The following is a 19390-nucleotide window of genomic DNA, read 5'->3' on the forward strand; positions in this document are numbered from 1 at the left end:
CCCGAGGTCTGAGCCCCGGACATGCGAATATCGTATGTATCACAAGAATGGCAGCGTTCTATAAAGGCTCTGCTGTCTGGATAAGCGAGTTCAACACCAGTTTTATTTCAGAGGCCGGATCTTTATGCCCTTGCAGTATCAAACCTTCCGACAAAGCGGTGAAGGTCCTTGCAAGAGCGGCATTCGCCAAAGGAGGCTTCTTGCCTGCATGATTAAATATGATGGTAATCAACTTACCCAAGGCTTCACTATTTTCCTGATGCAGATCGTAGTAATGCGTTGAGAACTCTTCATCACGCAAGGCGATCAGTTGCAACTCAGCATCAAGAATCGCGCAACTGGTATTATTTTTAAGCGTGTCAATATAGGCATTCAATCCATGGGTCAGCTCTTCCGACGAATACCCTGAAGTCAGGGTGACACTCAATCGATTAATCTCAACTCCCTTGAATCTCTGAGTTAACTGCAGAAGCAAGTCCGACTTACTTGTAAAGTTTGAAAAGAAGGCCCCCTTCGAAAAACCGGCTTCCTCGGAAATAGCGTTGACACTGGTGGCGTGAAAACCTTTTCTCACCATAAGGTCAGTGGCGGTATCGAATAACTTATCCCTTGTTATTTGCTGACTTTCTTCTCGACCTAATCTCTTTTTAATCACGCCTTCGGCTCCTTTGGCCAAACAAATCTATTTGTAACTGGATGCAACGGATCTGCCACTCACTGCGCAAACCTGTTTTAACTATCATATCTTATACTAAGCCCTCTTAATCACTTTGCATTTAAACTTTTAAGGAGTGCCATGTAAATGCCATGTATTGGGCCCCGCACGTTCAGGCGCCTTGGTATCCAGCCTGACGCGCGCGCCCTGATGAATCGAGTCAGCCAGGGTGTCTTTTGACGCCCCCCAGAAGGCAGGCGACGGACGGCAAAAATGTCTAGCGATGACCTCAATCCGCCCGATCCCGGTGAATGCCTGCTGTCGACAACGCTCTAAACCACAGGATTTTCGTGTTTCAGGTCGGGTTCAAGGACGTCGACCTTGTGGCGACTGTTAAATACCGCTTGATTTCCAGATACCGAATGGTTTTTACTTGCCGCCGTTGACGCCCCCTGCCTGGTCAAAGCATCGAGCGCGGTGACATCAATCTCAATGCAGTAGCAGGTTACCCCACAGGAGCTGGATTTTAATGGAATATGCCTTTGTTACAGGCGCTACAGGCCTGCTCGGTAATAATGTGGTTCATGCGCTTTTAAAGCGAAACATCAAAGTAAAAGCGCTGGTCCGCTCCGTCGAAAAAGCCAAGAAGCAGTTCGGCAATCTGCCTGTCGAATTTGTCGAAGGCGACATGCTCAATGTCGACGCCTTCAGCCATGCCTTGCAAGGCTGTGATGCCTTGTTTCATACCGCCGCCTATTTCCGCGATAGTTACAAAGGCGGAAAGCACTGGCAGAAACTGTATGACACTAACGTGACCGGAACCGAGCGCCTGTTGCAGGCCGCTTATGCCGCAGGCATTCGTCGTGCAGTCCATACCTCCTCCATTGCCGTCTTGAAGGGCGATAAAGATCAGGTGATCGATGAAACAATGTCTCGCAGTGAATCGGAGGCTGACGATTACTACCTGAGTAAAATATTGTCTGAACAGAAAGTTCAGGAATTCCTGGCGCGGCATCCAGATATGTTCGTCGCCATGGTATTGCCTGGCTGGATGTTTGGCCCTGGGGACATCGGCCCGACCTCATCAGGACAGTTCCTGCTCGACTTTGTCGGACAGAAATTGCCCGGCGTACTGCCTGGAAGTTTTTCCGTTGTCGATGCCAGGGATGTAGCAGAGCATCAACTCGCGGCGATCACACGCGGCCGATCAGGAGAACGCTACCTGGCAGCCGGCAATCACATGGACATGAAAAGCATTTTCCAGGCGCTCTCCAGTGTCAGTGGCGTAAAAGCGCCGGAGCGCAAAGTGCCACTGTTCATGCTGCGTATAATTGCCTTGATCTATGAAGGTTATTACCGAATCACGAAAAAGCCGGTGCTCATCAGTACTTCCACTGTCAAACTCATGGAACAAGAGCAAGGGCGCACCCATTTCAGCCACAACAAAAGCCTGAAAGAATTGCAGTGCAAGTTCCGCCCCGTGACGGAAACATTGACCGATACCCTGGATTGGTATCGGAAAAATAACTACATTGATGCTTAATTGAAACAATTTATATATAGCCTGCCTCTGTAGTACTTTTTTGTCTGACCATAAATTCAAGGATTGAGAGAGGTTGGTAAATGAAAAGCCTTTCATCTAAAGAAGGTTTTCTGCATCGGTTCGTCGGTTTTTCAGAGTCGTTCCCCGAGCACATTGCTATCAGGAATCTGGACGCGGAAGAAGATACCGTCACTTACCGTGAGTTGCGTATAAAGGCTGAAGAGTGCAATGGCGCACTCTCAGCATTAAATGTATTGCCTGGCGACAAAGTAGCGCTCGTTCTACCCAATGGGGTGGAATTCATCGCTTACTATTTGGCGATCATCGGTCGCGGTGCGGTTCCGGTCATTCTCAACTACAAACTGACGCCATTCGAAATGAACAGCGTCATCAGCATCGCCAGACCGACGCTGGTAGTGACCACCGAAACGCTGTTCGAGCAGCATAGCGAGACATTTCAGCCTGCCTGCGGCGTTAAGCACTCCTTGGTGTTGAACGCCGCAAGCGAACCGTCATCGTCCCTGCCCGACAACGCAACGGCGGACTCTCGGCTTCCCCGACAGACCGAGCCCTTGTTACTGCCCGAAGGCAATCCGATCGTCTCGGTACAGTTCACCTACCGGGGCATCGGTAAACCGCTGGCCGTTTCTCACCGCTACCTTGATTTGACGCAATCGAGTGATGGGCTGCATGAGCAGTTTCATCTTCAAGGTGTCGGTTCCGTTCATCTGGTGACGCTGCCGCTGTATGCCATCTTCGGCCTGTCGGTGATGATGGTTTTCCCCTTGAGTGTGGGCGCCACATTGTTAATGACTAACACCCTGCTCAACAGGGATCTGGCCGAAGTCTTGTCCCAGCATAAGGTCACCTTTGCCTGCCTGGTGCCCGACGTCATTCGCTACTTCAATACACGACTGGCCAAACGCAAGGGCGCGCTGTTGCCGTTGCACCCTCACCTGATGATTTATTCGGGTGGTAGTCATTTACCCGCAGACGAAGCCGAGAAGCTGGGAAGGCTGCTGGGGTGCAATCCGGTGCTGCAAGGCTATGGATTGACCGAGAGCATGCCGGTGATTGTCCAGAGCTCGATTGGCAAGGTCCATCGCGGCGCCATGGGACAACCGATCAGAGGCGTAGAACTACGGGTCGTCGATGCCGAAGGGCGGGATGTCGCACCTGGACGCATTGGCGAACTGCTGATTCGCGGTTCGATGGTGATTGACGGCTATAACGATGCAGAGGACGCCAATGCCCGGTTCTTCCGTGATGGTTGGCTACACACGGGTGATCTGGTCTGGCGGGACGACGACGGGCATGTGTTCTTCTATTGCCAACGCCTGCGAATCTCGAAGATCAAAGCGCAAATGGTCGATCTGACTGAAATCGAATCCATTGCCCTGAAGCACCCGGATGTGGTGCGCGCGAAAGCTTACATCGTCCCGGACAACAAGGAGGTCAACGTACTGCACCTGTGCGTTGAAGGGAGCGGCGACCTGACCCAGAGCGCTGTCTCTACCCTGCTCTCGCGCTACCTCTCGGGCTTCAAGTTGCCCAAAACCATCGAGATCATCTCTCTCAAGGAAGAGATTCATGCAAGCTAATGGCACACAACCGGTACTGGCCGTGTTTGACTTTGACGGCACATTGACCGACAGACATACGTTCTGGCGCTACATGCGTTATATCGTGGGAACCCGATCATTCTGGCTCAGGATCATTCCCCTGCTGCCCAAAATGCTCAGTGTAATCGTTGGCATCACGCCATTGATGCAAGCCCGACTGGCATTCATTGCCTGTTATCTGGGCGGTCTGTCCGTTGAGCAAGAGCGCGAGCATGCCAAGTATTTCATCAGCGAGCTGCTACCGCTCTGGCTCAGGCCCGAGGCCCTGCGCCGGCTGCAATGGCATCAGTCCATGGGGCATGTCACTGCGCTGGTCAGCAACTCGCCGGAAAACTACCTGATTCCCTGGGGTCAGGCAGCGGGTTTCGACTATGTCTGCGGCACTCGCCTGGCAACGGCGAAGAACAAACTGACCGGCGGAATATCAGGTACCAACTGTGTTGAGAGGGAAAAAGTCACACGGCTCAAGGGCTGTCTGAGCAACCTTGATGACTTTTACATTTATGCCTACGGGGATTCATCCGGTGACGATGCCCTGCTCGGCATTGCCAACTCTCCCTTCTACAGAAACTGGTACTAACCGATGAACACTCTGAGCACTTTGCCCCCCAAGCACTTCAGCCAACCCGGTAATACCCCGACAGTCATGATCGTAGGCGCCGGCCCGATTGGCCTGTCCCTGGCAATCATGCTGAAGAAGTGGGGCGTCTCTTTTCGCATTATTGAAAAGAATGCCGGTCCCTCGACCGCTACCAAAGCGATGGCCATCCATTCCAGAACCCTGGAAATTTTCCGAGATCTGGGAGTTGCCGATCAGGCCATCAGCGACGGATTCACTATCAACCAGTTTTCGGTGCAATCGAACGCCAAACGGGTGCTGAACTACAACTTCTCCTACCTGGACGCCACCTATCCCCTGCTCCTCAGCCTGCCACAGCCGCAGACAGAGAAGATTCTGCTTGAGCGACTGAACAAGTTGGGAGCAGATGTTGAATGGAATACCGAGCTGGTCGATATAGAAAATCAGCCGGGCTCAGTGCAGATGACGCTTCATCACGCGGACGGCAGCGCCGAATCCTTTTCCAGCCGCTGGGTGGTCGCGTGCGACGGTGCTCGCAGCAACATCAGAAAACGTCTTGATATGACCTTCGAAGGATCGTCCTACGACCGCTTCTTCATGCTCGCCGATGCCGATATCGAGTGGTCTGGAAGTAAGGACGAAGGCGCTTTCTTCCTGGGTGCACAGGACGGTTATGTCGCGGTCGCGCCGATCAGCGCTCAATCCCGCTATCGACTTTTCATCGAGATGCCCTACAACCTGCCGCCAGAAGGTGAACGCCCTTCCTTGAGCCTGGAGAACTTTCAGCGGTTGTGCGAAGGACGCGGGCAAAAGATGACGTTGTCCAATATTTCATCGACCACCATCGCCTCTTTCCAACATCGCCGCGTGCAGTCGTTGCAGCAAGGCTCTGTGTTTCTGGTGGGCGACTCGGCTCACATCGGCAGCCCGATCGGCGGCCAATGGATGAACCTGGGGGTTTCCGAGGCCTATAACCTGGCGTGGAAAATGGCCTATGTCGATCAGGGCCTGGCTGATCCATCGTTGCTGGAAAGCTACAACGAAGAGCGCTACCCGGTGGCCCTGGAAGTCGAGAACACAGCACATCGACTGACCGGACTGATTACCGTCAAGCATCGCGCCCTCGTTTGGCTGCGCGACAATGTTCTGCCACTGATAAGCAACAGGCGCAAGGTTCAGCGCAAACTGCCGTCGATGATTTCCGGTCATCAGTACCACTACGGCAAGAGTGATTACATCCAGGAATCACTGACGAAAAAGCAGCGCATGAATTGGGATAAAAAAGGCAAGAAACCTGAATTCCAGACGTCGGTGCCTCGCGCCGGGCAACTGGCACCCGATGTCGAGTTGTGGCAACTGCAAGGTATGCCGCCAAAGCGCTTGATCGACTTGTTCCATGGAACGTTCACGCTGTTGATTTTCAGCGCAGCCGATCAGTTTTCCCCGTTGTTGCCGGGCTATTACTCGCTGGCCGAGTCGGTGGAGAAGGACTACCCGGGCATCAAGGCTTATTGCGTTATTGATGCCCTGAGCAGCGCCGAACTGCCTTCCTGGCACTCGACGTTGCTGGACCCCGATTGGCGGCTGCACAAGCGTTACCATGCCAAAGCGGGCACGTTGATGCTGATTCGTCCTGACGGCTACATCGCTTTCCAGGGAGCCGATGCAATAACGCTCTTCACTTATCTGAACGTAAGATCCGGGCTGCTCAAGGGAGCCAGAAAAACAACATCTTCCGAGATCGACGCAGTGGAACTCCAACTTTAAGTCGCTATATGGCTACTGCCAACCTGGTTCATTGATTCACACAAGGCCCACCCCTGGGCCAAGACTTGTTATTTCTTGTTTGTAGAAAACATATACCGACTTTGGTTAGGAGAACCTCATGCGCTTCCAACTCAACGATGTTGTGCAGGAATTCATCGTGTCCAATGGAAAAATAGCCAACAGCTATTTTTCTCTTTCAGAAAAAATCATTGATTCACTGTGCGAGTCCAATATCGCAAAAGAATCAATATTGATGCGTTTGCTGGAGCAGGCCGAATCCGTCACCGCGCATTACTTCAATGCTCACCAACAAGTCCTCGAGGGCGTTTATGCCAATGGGATTGAAGCCCCCGTCAATAAAAACCTTGCGGTGCTGGAGCCCGTACACTCGAACCCGGTAATACTGGAATCGACACCTGTTGCGGAACAAACACCAGCACTCAACTACGGGCAATGGCTGCGCGCCGAAATAAGTACGGTCACAGGATTCAAAAAAGAACAAATCGACTTCGATCAAAGTTTCGAAAGCCTGGGTATCGACTCTCTCGGCATGGTCGATATTTTCGAATCCCTGGCCCAGCACTTCCCGGAAAAGAAAGAGCTCACCTCGCAGCTCTTTGATGCCCCCACTCCTACCGCTTTGCTGGCGCGGCTTGAAGCCGATCCGCAGGCACCTGCCGTGGATGTCGAAGCATGGGTACTGGAACAACTGGCGAATATCACCGGTTTTACGGTTGACCAGATCGACCAAAAACAAAGCTACGAAAGCCTGGGCCTGGACTCCCTCGTGCAGCTGGACTTCCTGGAGTCGGTCGTCGCATTGTGGCCGCAACTCAAGGCCAACAGCACTGAGCTGGCCAACGCCAAGTATCCGCAGGCAACAATCGCCCTGATTAAAGCCGCCCTTGCCGCCCCCGAGTCGACATCAACACCCGCTACCGAAGTGCAAGCACCTGCCACAACGGACGCCCAAGGGCAGGCAAGCAACCTGCTTTTCAACTCCCTGTCACCCCTGATCCCGGACGCGCCACAGTCGATCGACATCGAGACGCCCTTTACACAGTTGGGGCTCAACGGTTTTGCCCGAGAAGCACTTTGCCAATCAATGGCGCAACAGTGCTCTGCCAGCGAGTTTGCCGGTGAAGCACTGATGTCGCGTCGTACGCCGCAGGACGCCTTGTCGCTTCTGGCACGACTGAGCTGAAGCACTGAGCCGCTGTAAAAAATGGCATGGAATCCGGGTGATCGGACAGATCACCCAGCATTTTGGCAATCAGGAGACAGGGTATGAATGGCGCGGTAACAACAGAGGGCGACTTTTGCTTCAGCGCAATGGCCGGCGAGTTTCCCGGGGCACCGTCAACGGATGCGCTTTGGCATTTGCTTACGCAAGGACAGATAGCACCTATCAATTCGATGCTGACACGCTGGGAACTGGATAAGGCGTCAATCTATTCAGCAAAGGCAGGTGAAAAGGATCGCGTTTACCTGGACAGTGCTTTTTGCCTGACCGATGACGCTTCAATCCCTTCACGGCATGAAGGACGGCAGGTCGCCATCGGTAAGAAAGTACTGCAGACACTCCTCGCCCAGCTTGCCGGACAAGGCTCGACACTGATCAAGGAGCGCACCGCATTGGTGGTCGCAACATCCTGGAGCGACGAGAGTTATTTCGTCACAGGCATGTCCGGAAAAACCGAAGCACCACAGGGCTACACGCCGGGTGAACAAGTGGCTGAACTGGCGGCGGCTTTTGCCTTCGGTGGCCCGGCGTTATCGGTCGACACCGCCTGTAGTTCGTTCCCCTATGCAATCGACATGGCTCAGGCGCTGGTCAATAGCGGACAGGCGGATAACGCGATTGTCATGGCACTGAACACCGTGCTGCCACCGGCACTGTTTCTGGGTTTCTCGCAGTTGACCGCTTTTTCCGCCCGGGCCCAAATGCAGGCGTTCGGCCAGGACGCTGACGGTATTGTGCCGGGCGAATGTGCAGTCGCCTTTTTGGTCGAACCTGTATCGCAGGCCCTGATTGCGCAGCGCCGCCCCCTGGGCGTTTTACGGGCATTGGGAATGTCCGCCGATGGCGCCGAAGGTTCAGTGTTTGCGCCTGGCAAACAGGCCCAGTACACGGCTTACCAGCGTGCCTATATCGGTCTGGATCCCAACGACGTGGACTACATCGAAACCCATGGCACCGGTACTCCGCTGGGTGATGCGACAGAGCTGGACTCGCTGAACAGCTTCTTCGCCCCCCATTGCACAGACGGCAAAAAAATCACCATCGGTTCGATCAAGTCCGTCATTGGCCACCCACTGGCCGCCGCTGGAGGCGCTTCGCTCGCCAAGGCGCTGATGATCTTGCGCCACAAAGGGATTCCACCTCAGCCCGACTACCGAACCAGCGCAAAAGTCGACGAGACCAGCCTGCGACTGGCCACAAAGCAGATACAACCCCTCGCGGATCGTCAGTCGGCGATCCGTATAGGCATCTCCAGCTTCGGTTTTGGCGGCGCCAATGCGCATCTGGTGGTGGATGAATATATTCCCGATAACCGCCCTGCCGTCCCTCTAAGCGCCCCCGGCGTGTTGATGCTGGACCTCGCGATTGTCGAGGCCGAAGCAGCGATCGGCGGTCACAGCTCATTGCAGTCATTCAAGCAACAGCTCGATCGGCCGGCAGCGCCATCAGTCAATTTCCCTTATGGGCGTTTCGTTGATTACTCCCCTGCCCCAGGTCAGCCGTTACTGGGCCAATTCCTGGCGCAGGATCGCGTCATTGATATCGACGGTTTCGGCATGGGCCCCAAACCTCTGGCCCATGTCGATCCGTTCAAGTTGTTGATCACCGATCGCGTCAATCATTTGCTGCGACGCCTGCCGGGTGTGGCCGGCTCACCCGGCACGGCGATGGTCATGTGCTGCAACATGGGTGGGGAACGCTTCAGCAATGCGTACAGCAGCGCTCACACCTTCTACTCCCAGGCTCAAGGCACGCCACCGGGCGTGGAAGTAGCGGACGTGGCAACCATGCTGCCGAACATGTTGTCCGGCTACCCGACGCAGATTTTTGACTTCAAGGGTTTCCATCAAACACTGGTCGGCACCTCGGGTCTGTTCTGGCAAACCTTGCTGGCATCGCAGCAATGGTTCAAGAACGGCATAACCACGCTGTTGCTCGGTGCAGGGCGCTTTATCAGCGGTGAAATCGAGATCGAGCGCGCCCGACATTCAGCGACGGTGCAAGGCGAAGGACTGGGGCTGATTGCGCTGCGTCCGTATCAACCAGACGCCAGCGACAAACCTTTACTGGTGATCCGCGCGGCGGTTCTCGCCCATGCCGCGAACTCGCTGGAAGAGGCTTGCCAACTGCTGGGCAAAGAGCGGAGTCAATACCAGAACATTGAAGTCTGCGAGCTGCAACCTGACGCGACTCATGCCAGTGGATCTCTGCAAGAGATTACCGGTTTCCTGGCTGAAGCCAGTGGCATCGAAACCCTGTTGGCGGTGATGTTGAGTGCATCGGCTCACACGGTGATCGAGGTTCGCGAAGCCGGCAAGGCAGTGATGTGGTTGTTTACTGAAAAGCTTCGGGAATGGAGCACGGCGGCCGAACCCGCTCCTGCCATCAAGCATCCCTTTACCCTGCGTTTTGCTCACTCGGCCCACCATGAACTGCAGCCGGTGATCCCGCCTGCCCGTCCTGTCAGCCTTGTCCGCGAACCACAAAACGACGGCGTCGATGTGTTGCAACTCAGCGACATGCTGACCAACACCCTGCTCTCAGGGTTGCGTGTCCGGGTTCGCGCCATGGAGAGTCTTTTCGCCCTGCACCGTGGCACTGAAGCCCAGCGCCCGGCGCACTGGCAACGTTGCCCGGAAAACGTCGTAATCACCAACGTCCAGCGCGGCCCCCAGTCACTACGCGCCCAGCTCGTGGTGAATGAAGCGCACCCTTATTTCTTCGATCACCCTCTTGATCACATCCCCGGCATTTTATTGCTTGAGGGCGTGTTGCAATTGATTGAACTTGCCATGCCGCCACTGAGTGGACGGGTCGCCTATGTCAAAACCCTGAATATCAAGTTCCAGCAATACGTACAAAAGCAGGGTGTGATCGATCTGCATCTGGAACAGGGTAAAGACCCGCATGTGTTCAATGCCAAGGTGATGCAAGCCGGAAAGCTGATGTGCACCTGCGTCCTTGGGATGGCCTACAGCTCGGCGTTCGAGAAATCGCCCGCCGGCGAGTTCACGGCCACTCGCTGCCGCGACAAGGCCTTGCTGCACAAGGCCAGGGAAGAAAACGTCATCGTCAGTGACATGAGCGGCATCGCTCAGGGCTTGAGCGTGGACACGCTCAAACTGCCGGATGAGCACTTCTTCCAGGAGGGCGACCCCGAGCACCATTCGATGGTGTATTTCCTCGAAGTTGCCCGCCAGTGCTACATGCAGATTGCCCACAGCCATCTGCGGATTCCACTCAACACCCCGATGAACCTGCTGGCCTTGAGTTTCACCCTGGATCGACCAATCCCCAGGAACAGTCCGCTGTCATTGGCACCGCAAGCCGGTTTTGACGCACAGCAGCCGTTCAAAACCAACCGCATCTATATCGACCTGTTCAACCGGGGCGAAAAAATCGGTCAAGCCAGCATTACAGCTCAAGTGCTGAGTCAATCCGCACCCGCTGCCTGAGGCACTCAATTGATCCCACTACTCTCCCGCATGACCGTGCCCCCAACAATCAAGGTGTCGCCGTGAACGATGTCAAAGTGCAAGTCTTAGTCAAATCGCCGCGTGCTGAAATCTGGAATATCTGGAGCAATTTTTCAGAAGCGCCGCTATGGGATACCGACGTTCGCCAGTGTGAGCTCAATGGCCCGTTTCAACCTGGAACACGAGGCAAATGCGTCCTCAAAAATGGCCTGAACATGCCGCTGAAACTGGAAGCAGTGAAGCTGCATGAAAGCTATCGGAACACGGCAAGACTGCTTTGGATCGACCTTGAGTTCGATCACCAGATGCGCAGACTTTCCCCGAATGAAACCCAGGTCATCCATAGCGCGAAGATCTCTGGCCCCTTGAGTTTTTTATACCGCGGGCTGCTACGCAAAATGCTGACCGCGGCAATGACCACGGCACTGCGCAACCTGTGCACGCTGGCTGAACAACGAGCGAACGCCATCAGTACCCCAGGGCTCGAAAAACCTGGAAAGCATTTGCACCGTGTATGAAATATCCCGGGAGGGAGCGTGTTGAACGCTCGCTCCCTAACACCCCCCGCTTACTTATCGATAACGGCACACTTCGGACCGAGCATGAACCTATTTAAAAAACCTCAGTATCTCGTGATGGGCGTCATTGGCATGGGCCTTATTGCCCCTGAGTCCAGTTCCGCCGACACGCTCGGCCCCTATGTCAGTGTCATGGGTGGTCTGAACTGGGTGGCTCCGCAGGACCTTAACCAGAACAACCTCGACTTTGTCGAAATGGAATTCAACCAACCGTTACACTCCGGCTACGCCACCGGACTGGCACTGGGCTGGCGCTTCCCCATCGGGCTCAGACCTGAAGTGGAACTCAGCTACCGCAAAAACACCCTGACCCAATTCAATAACCGGGTCTATGAAGGCGGCGGGAGCATCGACGGTAAAGGCGAAGAGGAAGCCACCAGCGTCATGGCCAACCTCTGGTATGACGTCTTGAACCTGCCAGCACCCTTCAGTCGGTTCACCCCTTACATCGGCGGCGGCCTGGGTTACACCACGCTGTCGGTCAGTGGCCTGGAAGCCGGCGGCGTCCAGTTCGGCGGCACTCATCGCGACACTGTATCGGCCTATCAACTCGGCGCCGGGGTAGGTTACGAACTCACCGAACAATGGTCCATGTCCCTGGATTATCGATACCTCAAGACTCGCGATGCGCACTTCGGTGACATTCAGGGCCTGCCCCAAGGCGATGTGCGTACTGACTACAGCGCCCAGTCATTAATGCTCGGCCTGCATTATTGGTTCTAAGGGGTTAAACAGATCGGCGCCTTGCGAGGCGTCGCTACGGCAAGCCGGTGAAATGCTTCGGCGCAGAGGCTCACCGGCTGATCAACTTACTGACGACCACCCGTTCAAAAATCGATCAAGGCACAAATGAGTTCCTCACTTGATGCCTTGATTCGATACTTGACCCTCTGCCTACCTACACTTCACAAGCGCAGGGATCACATCGCCGCAGCCGCTTTTTCAATCAGCCGGGCTACCGGCTCCGGGTTTGAAACCATCACGACATGGGAAGCCCCTTTAACGACTTTCACCACCTTGGCCTCGGCTCGCTTGGCCATGAATTCCATGGCCTGCGGTGGAATGTTCTTGTCCTTGTCGCCATAGATGTACCAGGACGGAATGTGCTTCCAGGCGGGCGTACCTGACTGTTCGTTCAGCGCCGCTTCGGTGACCGGGCGCTGAGTCGCCGCCATCAATGCCGCCTGCGCGGTGGGGACGTCAGCGGCGAACTGATCGTGAAACTTGTCCTGCTGGATGTACAAATCCTTGCCGCCATCAGCCAGTGCGACAGGCGCTGCGAGGGTTGGGCCGAGGGTACTCCCCGGGAATTTTCCGGCTAGCCCGGCGACCGTTTCGCCCGCCTCGGGCGCGAAGGCGGCGACGTAAACAAGTGCCTTTACATTGGCATGGTCGTTGGCCGCTTCGCTGATGACGTTGCCACCGTAGGAGTGGCCGACCAGCACAACAGGCGACTTGATGCCATCGAGCAACGCAGAAACAGCAGCGCCATCGCTCTTCACACTGCGCAATGGATTGGCGGCGGCCACAACGGGGTAGCCATCTTTTTCGAGGATCTTCACCACGCCATTCCAACTCGAAGCATCGGCAAAGGCGCCGTGCACCAGAACGACAGTAGGCTTTTCAGTTTGCGCCGACGCGTTGGCGCCGATGATCAGGCTAACGGTGCAGGCCAGAGCGGCCATTACTTTTTTCATTGGAAACTCCTTGGGTGGTTGAACTATTGAACGATGTCTCGATGGAGTTCATTTGACGCCGAACGGGTATCCCGGATGTGTCACCAACCGCCCATAAAAGAAACAGTCTGTATCGGCATGCGGCCTGGATACACAGAGATACATTTGCGTCAGAAGTGGTGGAACTTGGTAACCATGAAAAGAGACCGAAGTTTCTTTTTTTCAATCTTCACGGACTTCAACGAAAGCCAATAGAACAATAACTTTAGCGGAAACGAGACTCACACTACTCCACCCCCATTGAAACCGAAGAGATTTCTTTTATTCCTGAAGCAGAAATACTCTGAAATTATTTCTCCCGATAAATACACTTATTATCTGCTACCGCACCACACCTCATTGGACAGTTATTATTTTGGTGCACTTTAACATTCACACTTTCTACAAATATCACAACACACAAATAATACTTGGACAAACACCAACATGACTCGCTGACTTTTTATAACAATTATTGACACACCTACATGGAAACCCTAAATTAATGGCACTCTGCCAACGCCTAGACGACGCATCAACTTTGTTAAGTTAATGGAATGCTGAGTTTCTAAGTTATTTCATTCCTGGTACAACGCATGAAATATGTAGATGACATTACGAAACTCTTTACACGTTTTGGCGCAAACGCAGAGACTTACCAGGAAATACAACCAAACTATAAAGATTTCAAAGACGACCCGGTCATACCTGCGGTGGCTGAGCCAGAACCGCCGGTCGAACCGGTGAAAAATACTGTCCCCTCGCCACCCTCGCCCAAGCCCCCTCCCCTGACCGAACCACCTGCGAGTTCCGCTACCGGTGACCGTCAGCGATTGAGCGACCTGTTGCGAGAACTCAACCAGGTTCGCCGAGACGGTCTGCCAGAAACGATTCACAAGCGGACGAAGGCGAAGGTCATTGCCATCGTTTCAGCGAATGGTGGGGTGGGTAAAAGTACCGTCGCCGCTGGCCTCGCGAAAACCCTTCGGCACCCTGGAGGGCGAGTCATCGCGATTGATCTGGACCCTCAGAACGCGCTGTCCAGCCACTTGGGTATCACCAGGCCGGCTCCCGGGCTGATCCAGCTCAAAGAGCAGGACGCCGATTGGGGCGCTCATCGCCTGCCGGGCTTTAGTGACAGTGAGTGCCTGCCCTTCGGCACTGGCGAGCTGAACGAACGCCGATTGCTCAGGCAGATGCTGCTTGAAGATGCTGACTGGTTGAATCAGCACCTGGCGTCAATGAACCTCAGCGAAAACGATATCGTGATCCTGGATACGCCTTCGGGCGCGACCGTCTATTCGCAACAGGCACTCGACGCCGCCGATCTGGTGCTGGTGATGACGGTGGCCGACGCGGCCTCCTACCTGGCACTGGACACCATGACCCAGTGGCTGGAAACCAGCCCGCGACGCGCACAGCGGCAGCGGTATGTGCTCAACCAACGGGATGACTCCCGTGCGTTCAGCAGGGACATGGGCGTGCTGTTTCAGCGACGGCTCGGCGCTAACCTGATCGGGACGATTCGCCTCGATCACCAGTTCAACGAGTCGCTGGCCTATGGTCGGGACCTGTTGCAGTACGCACCTGAGAGCATTGGCTGTCAGGACATTCTGTCGCTATCAGGCGCGGTCCATGCCCTGCTTTTCGCGGATGCTTCCAGCCAGCAGGGCACGCTATGACCGTCCAGCTGAATCAGCTACCTGCAAAGACCTGGTGGTTGCAGAAGCTACTGGATTCTTTCCAGGATCGCTTCAGTCAATGGCCCCTGCGTTGGCGCCAGGGCCTGAAAATCTCAGGCGGGCTGATTGCAGCATTGTTGGTGCTGGGTATCCTCACTGCGCCGCAGAGTCTGTATTCTCAGGCCGTGTTTGCCTCCGTCTGTTTTGCCGCCAGCCTGATCATCCGTAAGCAAACCGGGCGTCTGGCGATCCTGACCCTGATTACCCTCTCGCTGATCGCTTCGTTGCGTTACATGTACTGGCGCCTGTCCGACACCCTGGACTTCGACAACTGGCAGGATGCCGTATTTGGCTACGGGCTGGTGCTGGCAGAACTGTATGCCTTGCTCGTCCTGGTCTTCGGCTATATACAGACCGCCTGGCCGTTGCAACGTAAACCGCAGTTTCTGCAACAGCCACCCGCTGAATGGCCGACGGTGGATGTGTTCATTCCCACCTATAACGAAGCATTGGGTATCGTCAAACTGGTGGTGCTCGCGGCTCAGGCCATTGACTGGCCCGAGGGCAAACTGCGGGTGCACGTGCTCGATGACGGACGCCGGGAGGAATTCAAGGCTTTCTGTCAGCAGATTGGTGTCAACTACATCACCCGCGACAACAATCAACATGCCAAGGCCGGCAACCTCAACGAGGCACTCAAAGTCACCGATGGCGAGTTCATTGCCATATTCGACGCCGACCACGTGCCCACCCGCTCCTTCCTGCAAATCACCATGGGCTGGTTTTTAAAGGACCCGAACCTGGCGTTGCTGCAAACGCCGCATTTTTTCTACTCACCCGATCCGTTCGAAAAAAACCTCGATACCTTTCGCTCGGTACCCAATGAAGGTGAGCTGTTCTACGGCCTGGTGCAGGACGGCAACGACTTGTGGAACGCGGCATTCTTCTGTGGCTCCTGCGCGGTCATCCGGCGGACTCACTTGCTGGAAGTCGGCGGCATCGCCACCGAGACCGTGACCGAAGATGCGCACACGGCACTCAAGCTCAATCGCCGTGGTTTCAACACCGCTTACCTCGCCATTCCACAAGCGGCGGGACTGGCCACCGAAAGCCTTTCCCGACACATCAGCCAGCGCATACGCTGGGCGCGGGGCATGGTGCAGATTTTTCGGACCGACAATCCCTTGTTTGGCAAAGGACTGAACCTGGGGCAGCGCATCTGCTACCTCAACGCCATGATGCATTTTTTCTACAGCCTGCCCCGTCTGGTGTTCTTGACCGCACCATTGGCCTACCTGTTTTTCGACGCGCAGATTTTCCATGCCTCGGCGTTGATGGTCACGGTCTATGTACTGCCGCATATTTTCCATTCCAGCCTGACCAACTCCAGCATCCAGGGGCGCTTCCGCCATTCCTTCTGGAACGAAGTGTATGAGTCGGTGTTGGCCTGGCACATCATGCGACCGGTACTGCTGGCCCTGATCAGCCCTTCGCTGGGCAAATTCAACGTAACCGACAAGGGCGGCACCGTCGAAAAGGACTATTTCAACTGGAAGCTCGCGCGGCCTTACATCGTCCTGCTGACCTTGAACATGATCGGTCTCGCGATCGGCGTGGTGAAACTGGTCGGGAGTGATTCGGCCGAGGTCACTACCCTGCTGATCAACCTGGTCTGGACCCTGTACAACATCATCATCGTCAGCACCGCCGTGGCGGTGGCCACTGAGTCCTCTCAAGTGCGCAACGAGCCCAGGGTGCCCGCGGATCTGCCCGTGCGCGTCTATCGCGAAGACGGCACATCGTTCGATTGCATAACCCGGGATTTCTCACAAAACGGCGTGGGTCTGGTACTGCCACCGCAGGTTCAGCTCAGCGCCAAAGAGAAGCTGCGGCTGTGCATTCTGCGCACACCTCCCTCAAGCCTCTTTCCCGCAACAACGATCTTCAGCAACGACAACGTGGCAGGCGTGAAATTCGAGGGTTTGACCCTGCGCCAGCAAAGTGAGCTGGTGCGACTGACCTTTTCACGGGCCGACACCTGGGCCAACACGTGGGGCAACGGCCGCCTCGACGCGCCAATGTCAGCGTTGCGCGAGGTCAGCAGCATTGGCTTGCGCGCCATCCTGCGCTTGTTCGTTGCCACCCTAAAGGACAGCCAGGCGCTGCTGCGCAAACGCCCGGACACTCCATCACCCATCGACCCCACCGCGGACACGCAACGATCTTGAAGCCTTCCACTCGCCGGACCTTTCCTCCTCGTCGCTCACTCATGCTGCTCGCCTGCTCACTAGTGGGCTGGAGCGACTGGGCGTTGAGTGCTACCACCCCAATCAGCGCCACAGAGCCGGCGGTGATGCCGGTCGCATCGCTGCCCGGGACCGATGCCCCGAGCAACAGCTATACCCGCACCCTCAAGGAGCTGGGCAAAAGCTATTCGATGAACCTTAAAGGCGTGGAGGCTACCGACAGTGTGAACTTCAATGTGCGCGCCGATGAAGTCGTCACGGCTGCGCAGGTCACGCTGCAGTACAGCTATTCACCGGCGCTGCTGGCCGACCTTTCGCAAATCAACGTGCTGATCAACGATCAAGTGGCCGCCAGCCTGCCCCTCCCGAAGGAAGAGGCCGGTAAATTGCAGACCCGGACCGTGCAGATTCCGCCGCAGACCATCACCGAATTCAACCGGCTCAGCCTGCAGTTCATCGGTCACTACACGATGCAATGTGAAGACCCTCTGCACTCCAGCCTGTGGGCCAAGATCGGCAACGAGAGCCAGCTGAGCCTCCAGGTGTCCTCGATTAAACAGCCCAACGACCTGTCCGCTCTGCCTCTGCCCTTGTTCGATCGTCGAGACGCTTCGCCCCTGAAGCTGCCCTTCGTGTTCACTGCGCGCCCGGGCGGCCCTGAGCTTGAGGCCGCCGGTATCCTGTCGTCCTGGTTTGGCGCCCTGGCCAGCTACCGCGGCGCAACCTTCCCCGCCAGCCTCACCAGCCTGCCGGCCAAAGGCAATGCCGTGGTGTTTGTCAGCGGCAACGAATCAACGGCCTTGAGTGGCTTACCGATCAAAGAGGCCACAGGGCCGACATTGACACTCGTGAGCAACCCGAATGATGCTCAGGGCAAACTGTTGATCGTCTCCGGGCGCGATGGCGCCGATCTCAAGGTCGCCGCGACAGCGCTGGCCCTCGGTGGCTCGGCCTTTTCCGGGCAGAGCGTGGTGATCGACCGGATCGACTCGCTCAAGCCACGCCGACCGTACGACGCGCCTAACTGGCTGCCCTCCGACCGCCCGGTTCGCCTGGGTGAACTGGCCAAGCCCGCAGAACTCAATGTGTCGGGTTACAACCCAGGACAAATGACGGTTGCGCTGCGCTTGCCACCCGACCTGTTCAACTGGCGTGAGCCCGGCGCACAACTTGACCTGAAATACCGCTATACGCCGCAGCCGGTCTCCACCAATTCCTCGTTGCTGGTCAATTTCAACGATACCTTCATCAAGTCGATCGATCTGCCTTCGATCGAGAAACTCGGCAACAGCGACAGCCTGCTGGCGATGCTCAAAACCGACGACAGCCTGGCCCGCACGTCGCGCATGCTGTTGCCGCTCAATTCCGTAGCGCTGCAATCACGCCTGCAATTTCGCTTTATGTATGACTACATCAAACAGGGCGACTGCCGCGACATCATCATCGACAACATGCGCGGAGTGATCGACCCGGACTCGACCCTGGACCTCAGCCAATACGAACACTTCATGGCCATGCCCAACCTCGGGGTGTTCAAGGACAGCGGCTTCCCGTTCACCCGCATGGCCGACCTTTCTGAAACATCGGTGATCCTGCCCAACGAGCCAGGCCCGGCCGATCTGAGCGCCTATCTGACCGTGCTGGGCCGCTTCGGCGACTCCACCGGTTATCCGGCCACCGGCGTAAAGGTGGTCCACGCCGACCGGGTGGCCGAGCAACGCGACCGGGATTTGCTGGTGCTCGCCTCGGGCAACAATCAGCCGCTGCTGGAGCAATGGCAAAGCCTGCTGCCGGCCAAGGACGAAGCTGCTGCGCAGTACTTTGAGCTGTCTGACCTGCCCTTGCGTCTGCGCAACTGGATCAGCCCGGATACGAAAACCAATCTGCGTGAAGCACGCAACAGCTTCAGGTTCAGTGCTGACGACGGCAGTGCTTATCTGACTGGATTCGAATCGCCGCTCAAAAGTGGGCGCAGTGTGGTGTTTATCGCCAGCGCAAGGCCCAACGGCTTGGCCGACGTGACCAACGCCCTGCTCAGCAGCGAAGAAAACGCCCACGAGTTGCAAGGCAGTCTGGTGGTGGTCAAGGGCAAGCATGTCAAATCGCTGGTCGCCGAACAGGACTACTACGTCGGGAGCCTGGGGCCATTGCGCTATCTGCAGTGGTACCTCTCGCAAAACGTAATGGCGCTCATGCTGTTCACACTTCTCGGGGTCTTGCTGCTTGCTTCGATGACTTACCTGGCCCTGCGCTTACGGGCCAAACGTCGTCTTGGCCAATGAG

The 19390-nt window shown here is 55.9% G+C and carries 13 protein-coding genes; 11 read left to right on the forward strand and 2 right to left on the reverse strand.

What is annotated here, in order from left to right; genetic code table 11:
- Positions 1-58: 58 nt before the first annotated feature.
- The gene (locus PSH69_RS16780) at positions 59-655 is read right to left on the reverse strand and encodes a TetR/AcrR family transcriptional regulator (RefSeq protein ID WP_305409144.1); all 597 of its coding nucleotides are present in this window, start codon (positions 653-655) and stop codon (positions 59-61) included.
- Positions 656-1184: 529 nt separating this feature from the next.
- Between PSH69_RS16780 and PSH69_RS16785 the strand changes: the two genes are divergently transcribed.
- From PSH69_RS16785 to PSH69_RS16820, 8 genes are all read left to right on the forward strand, one after another.
- Positions 1185-2198 (forward strand): SDR family oxidoreductase, encoded by a 1014-nt coding sequence (locus tag PSH69_RS16785; protein WP_018927950.1) that lies wholly within the window; start codon positions 1185-1187, stop codon positions 2196-2198.
- An 80-nt stretch (positions 2199-2278) separates the two neighbouring features.
- Positions 2279-3799, forward strand: a complete 1521-nt coding sequence (locus PSH69_RS16790) for a class I adenylate-forming enzyme family protein (RefSeq protein ID WP_305409145.1) — start codon at positions 2279-2281, stop codon at positions 3797-3799.
- On the forward strand, positions 3789-4400 hold the full coding sequence (locus PSH69_RS16795; RefSeq protein WP_018927948.1) for an HAD-IB family hydrolase: 612 nt from the start codon (positions 3789-3791) through the stop codon (positions 4398-4400). Before PSH69_RS16790 ends, PSH69_RS16795 begins: the two co-directional genes overlap by 11 nt.
- Positions 4401-4403: 3 nt before the next feature.
- Positions 4404-6167, forward strand: coding sequence for an FAD-dependent monooxygenase (locus tag PSH69_RS16800; protein ID WP_305409146.1), 1764 nt, complete (start codon positions 4404-4406; stop codon positions 6165-6167).
- A 118-nt stretch (positions 6168-6285) separates the two neighbouring features.
- On the forward strand, positions 6286-7371 hold the full coding sequence (locus PSH69_RS16805; RefSeq protein ID WP_305409147.1) for an acyl carrier protein: 1086 nt from the start codon (positions 6286-6288) through the stop codon (positions 7369-7371).
- A gap of 83 nt (positions 7372-7454) precedes the next feature.
- Positions 7455-10865: a beta-ketoacyl synthase N-terminal-like domain-containing protein gene (locus tag PSH69_RS16810; RefSeq protein ID WP_305409148.1), complete on the forward strand. Its 3411-nt coding sequence runs from the start codon at positions 7455-7457 to the stop codon at positions 10863-10865.
- A 62-nt stretch (positions 10866-10927) separates the two neighbouring features.
- Positions 10928-11404, forward strand: coding sequence for a polyketide cyclase (locus tag PSH69_RS16815; protein WP_305409149.1), 477 nt, complete (start codon positions 10928-10930; stop codon positions 11402-11404).
- An 84-nt stretch (positions 11405-11488) separates the two neighbouring features.
- The gene (locus PSH69_RS16820; RefSeq protein ID WP_111454946.1) at positions 11489-12187 is read left to right on the forward strand and encodes an outer membrane protein; all 699 of its coding nucleotides are present in this window, start codon (positions 11489-11491) and stop codon (positions 12185-12187) included.
- Positions 12188-12384: 197 nt separating this feature from the next.
- On the opposite strand, the gene PSH69_RS16825 is transcribed toward PSH69_RS16820, so the two are convergent.
- Positions 12385-13161, reverse strand: a complete 777-nt coding sequence (locus PSH69_RS16825; RefSeq protein ID WP_018927942.1) for an alpha/beta fold hydrolase — start codon at positions 13159-13161, stop codon at positions 12385-12387.
- Between the two features lie 614 nt (positions 13162-13775).
- Here PSH69_RS16825 and bcsQ point away from each other — a divergent pair.
- Genes bcsQ through bcsB form a run of 3 tightly spaced genes read left to right on the forward strand, consistent with a single transcriptional unit; the run spans position 13776 to position 19389 of the window.
- Complete coding sequence (gene bcsQ, locus PSH69_RS16830) at positions 13776-14861, forward strand: cellulose biosynthesis protein BcsQ (RefSeq protein WP_370695210.1); 1086 nt, start codon at positions 13776-13778, stop codon at positions 14859-14861.
- The gene (bcsA, locus tag PSH69_RS16835) at positions 14858-17089 is read left to right on the forward strand and encodes a UDP-forming cellulose synthase catalytic subunit (protein ID WP_305409151.1); all 2232 of its coding nucleotides are present in this window, start codon (positions 14858-14860) and stop codon (positions 17087-17089) included. Before bcsQ ends, bcsA begins: the two co-directional genes overlap by 4 nt.
- A gap of 41 nt (positions 17090-17130) precedes the next feature.
- On the forward strand, positions 17131-19389 hold the full coding sequence (gene bcsB, locus PSH69_RS16840; RefSeq protein WP_305409152.1) for a cellulose biosynthesis cyclic di-GMP-binding regulatory protein BcsB: 2259 nt from the start codon (positions 17131-17133) through the stop codon (positions 19387-19389).
- The last annotated feature ends 1 nt before the right edge of the window (position 19390 follow it).

The organism is Pseudomonas sp. FP1740 (assembly GCF_030687165.1).
Taxonomy (GTDB): Bacteria; Pseudomonadota; Gammaproteobacteria; order Pseudomonadales; family Pseudomonadaceae; genus Aquipseudomonas.

Excerpts from the sequence above, each read along its gene's own strand:
- bcsA (WP_305409151.1), top strand. The coding sequence starts at position 14,858 with ATGACCGTCCAGCTGAATCAGCTACCTGCAAAGACCTGGTGGTTGCAG.
- PSH69_RS16800 (WP_305409146.1), top strand. The coding sequence starts at position 4,404 with ATGAACACTCTGAGCACTTTGCCCCCCAAGCACTTCAGCCAACCCGGT.
- PSH69_RS16805 (WP_305409147.1), top strand. The coding sequence starts at position 6,286 with ATGCGCTTCCAACTCAACGATGTTGTGCAGGAATTCATCGTGTCCAAT.
- PSH69_RS16825 (WP_018927942.1), bottom strand. The coding sequence starts at position 13,161 with ATGAAAAAAGTAATGGCCGCTCTGGCCTGCACCGTTAGCCTGATCATC.
- PSH69_RS16790 (WP_305409145.1), top strand. The coding sequence starts at position 2,279 with ATGAAAAGCCTTTCATCTAAAGAAGGTTTTCTGCATCGGTTCGTCGGT.
- PSH69_RS16820 (WP_111454946.1), top strand. The coding sequence starts at position 11,489 with ATGAACCTATTTAAAAAACCTCAGTATCTCGTGATGGGCGTCATTGGC.
- bcsQ (WP_370695210.1), top strand. The coding sequence starts at position 13,776 with ATGAAATATGTAGATGACATTACGAAACTCTTTACACGTTTTGGCGCA.
- PSH69_RS16810 (WP_305409148.1), top strand. The coding sequence starts at position 7,455 with ATGAATGGCGCGGTAACAACAGAGGGCGACTTTTGCTTCAGCGCAATG.
- PSH69_RS16795 (WP_018927948.1), top strand. The coding sequence starts at position 3,789 with ATGCAAGCTAATGGCACACAACCGGTACTGGCCGTGTTTGACTTTGAC.
- bcsB (WP_305409152.1), top strand. The coding sequence starts at position 17,131 with ATGCTGCTCGCCTGCTCACTAGTGGGCTGGAGCGACTGGGCGTTGAGT.
- PSH69_RS16785 (WP_018927950.1), top strand. The coding sequence starts at position 1,185 with ATGGAATATGCCTTTGTTACAGGCGCTACAGGCCTGCTCGGTAATAAT.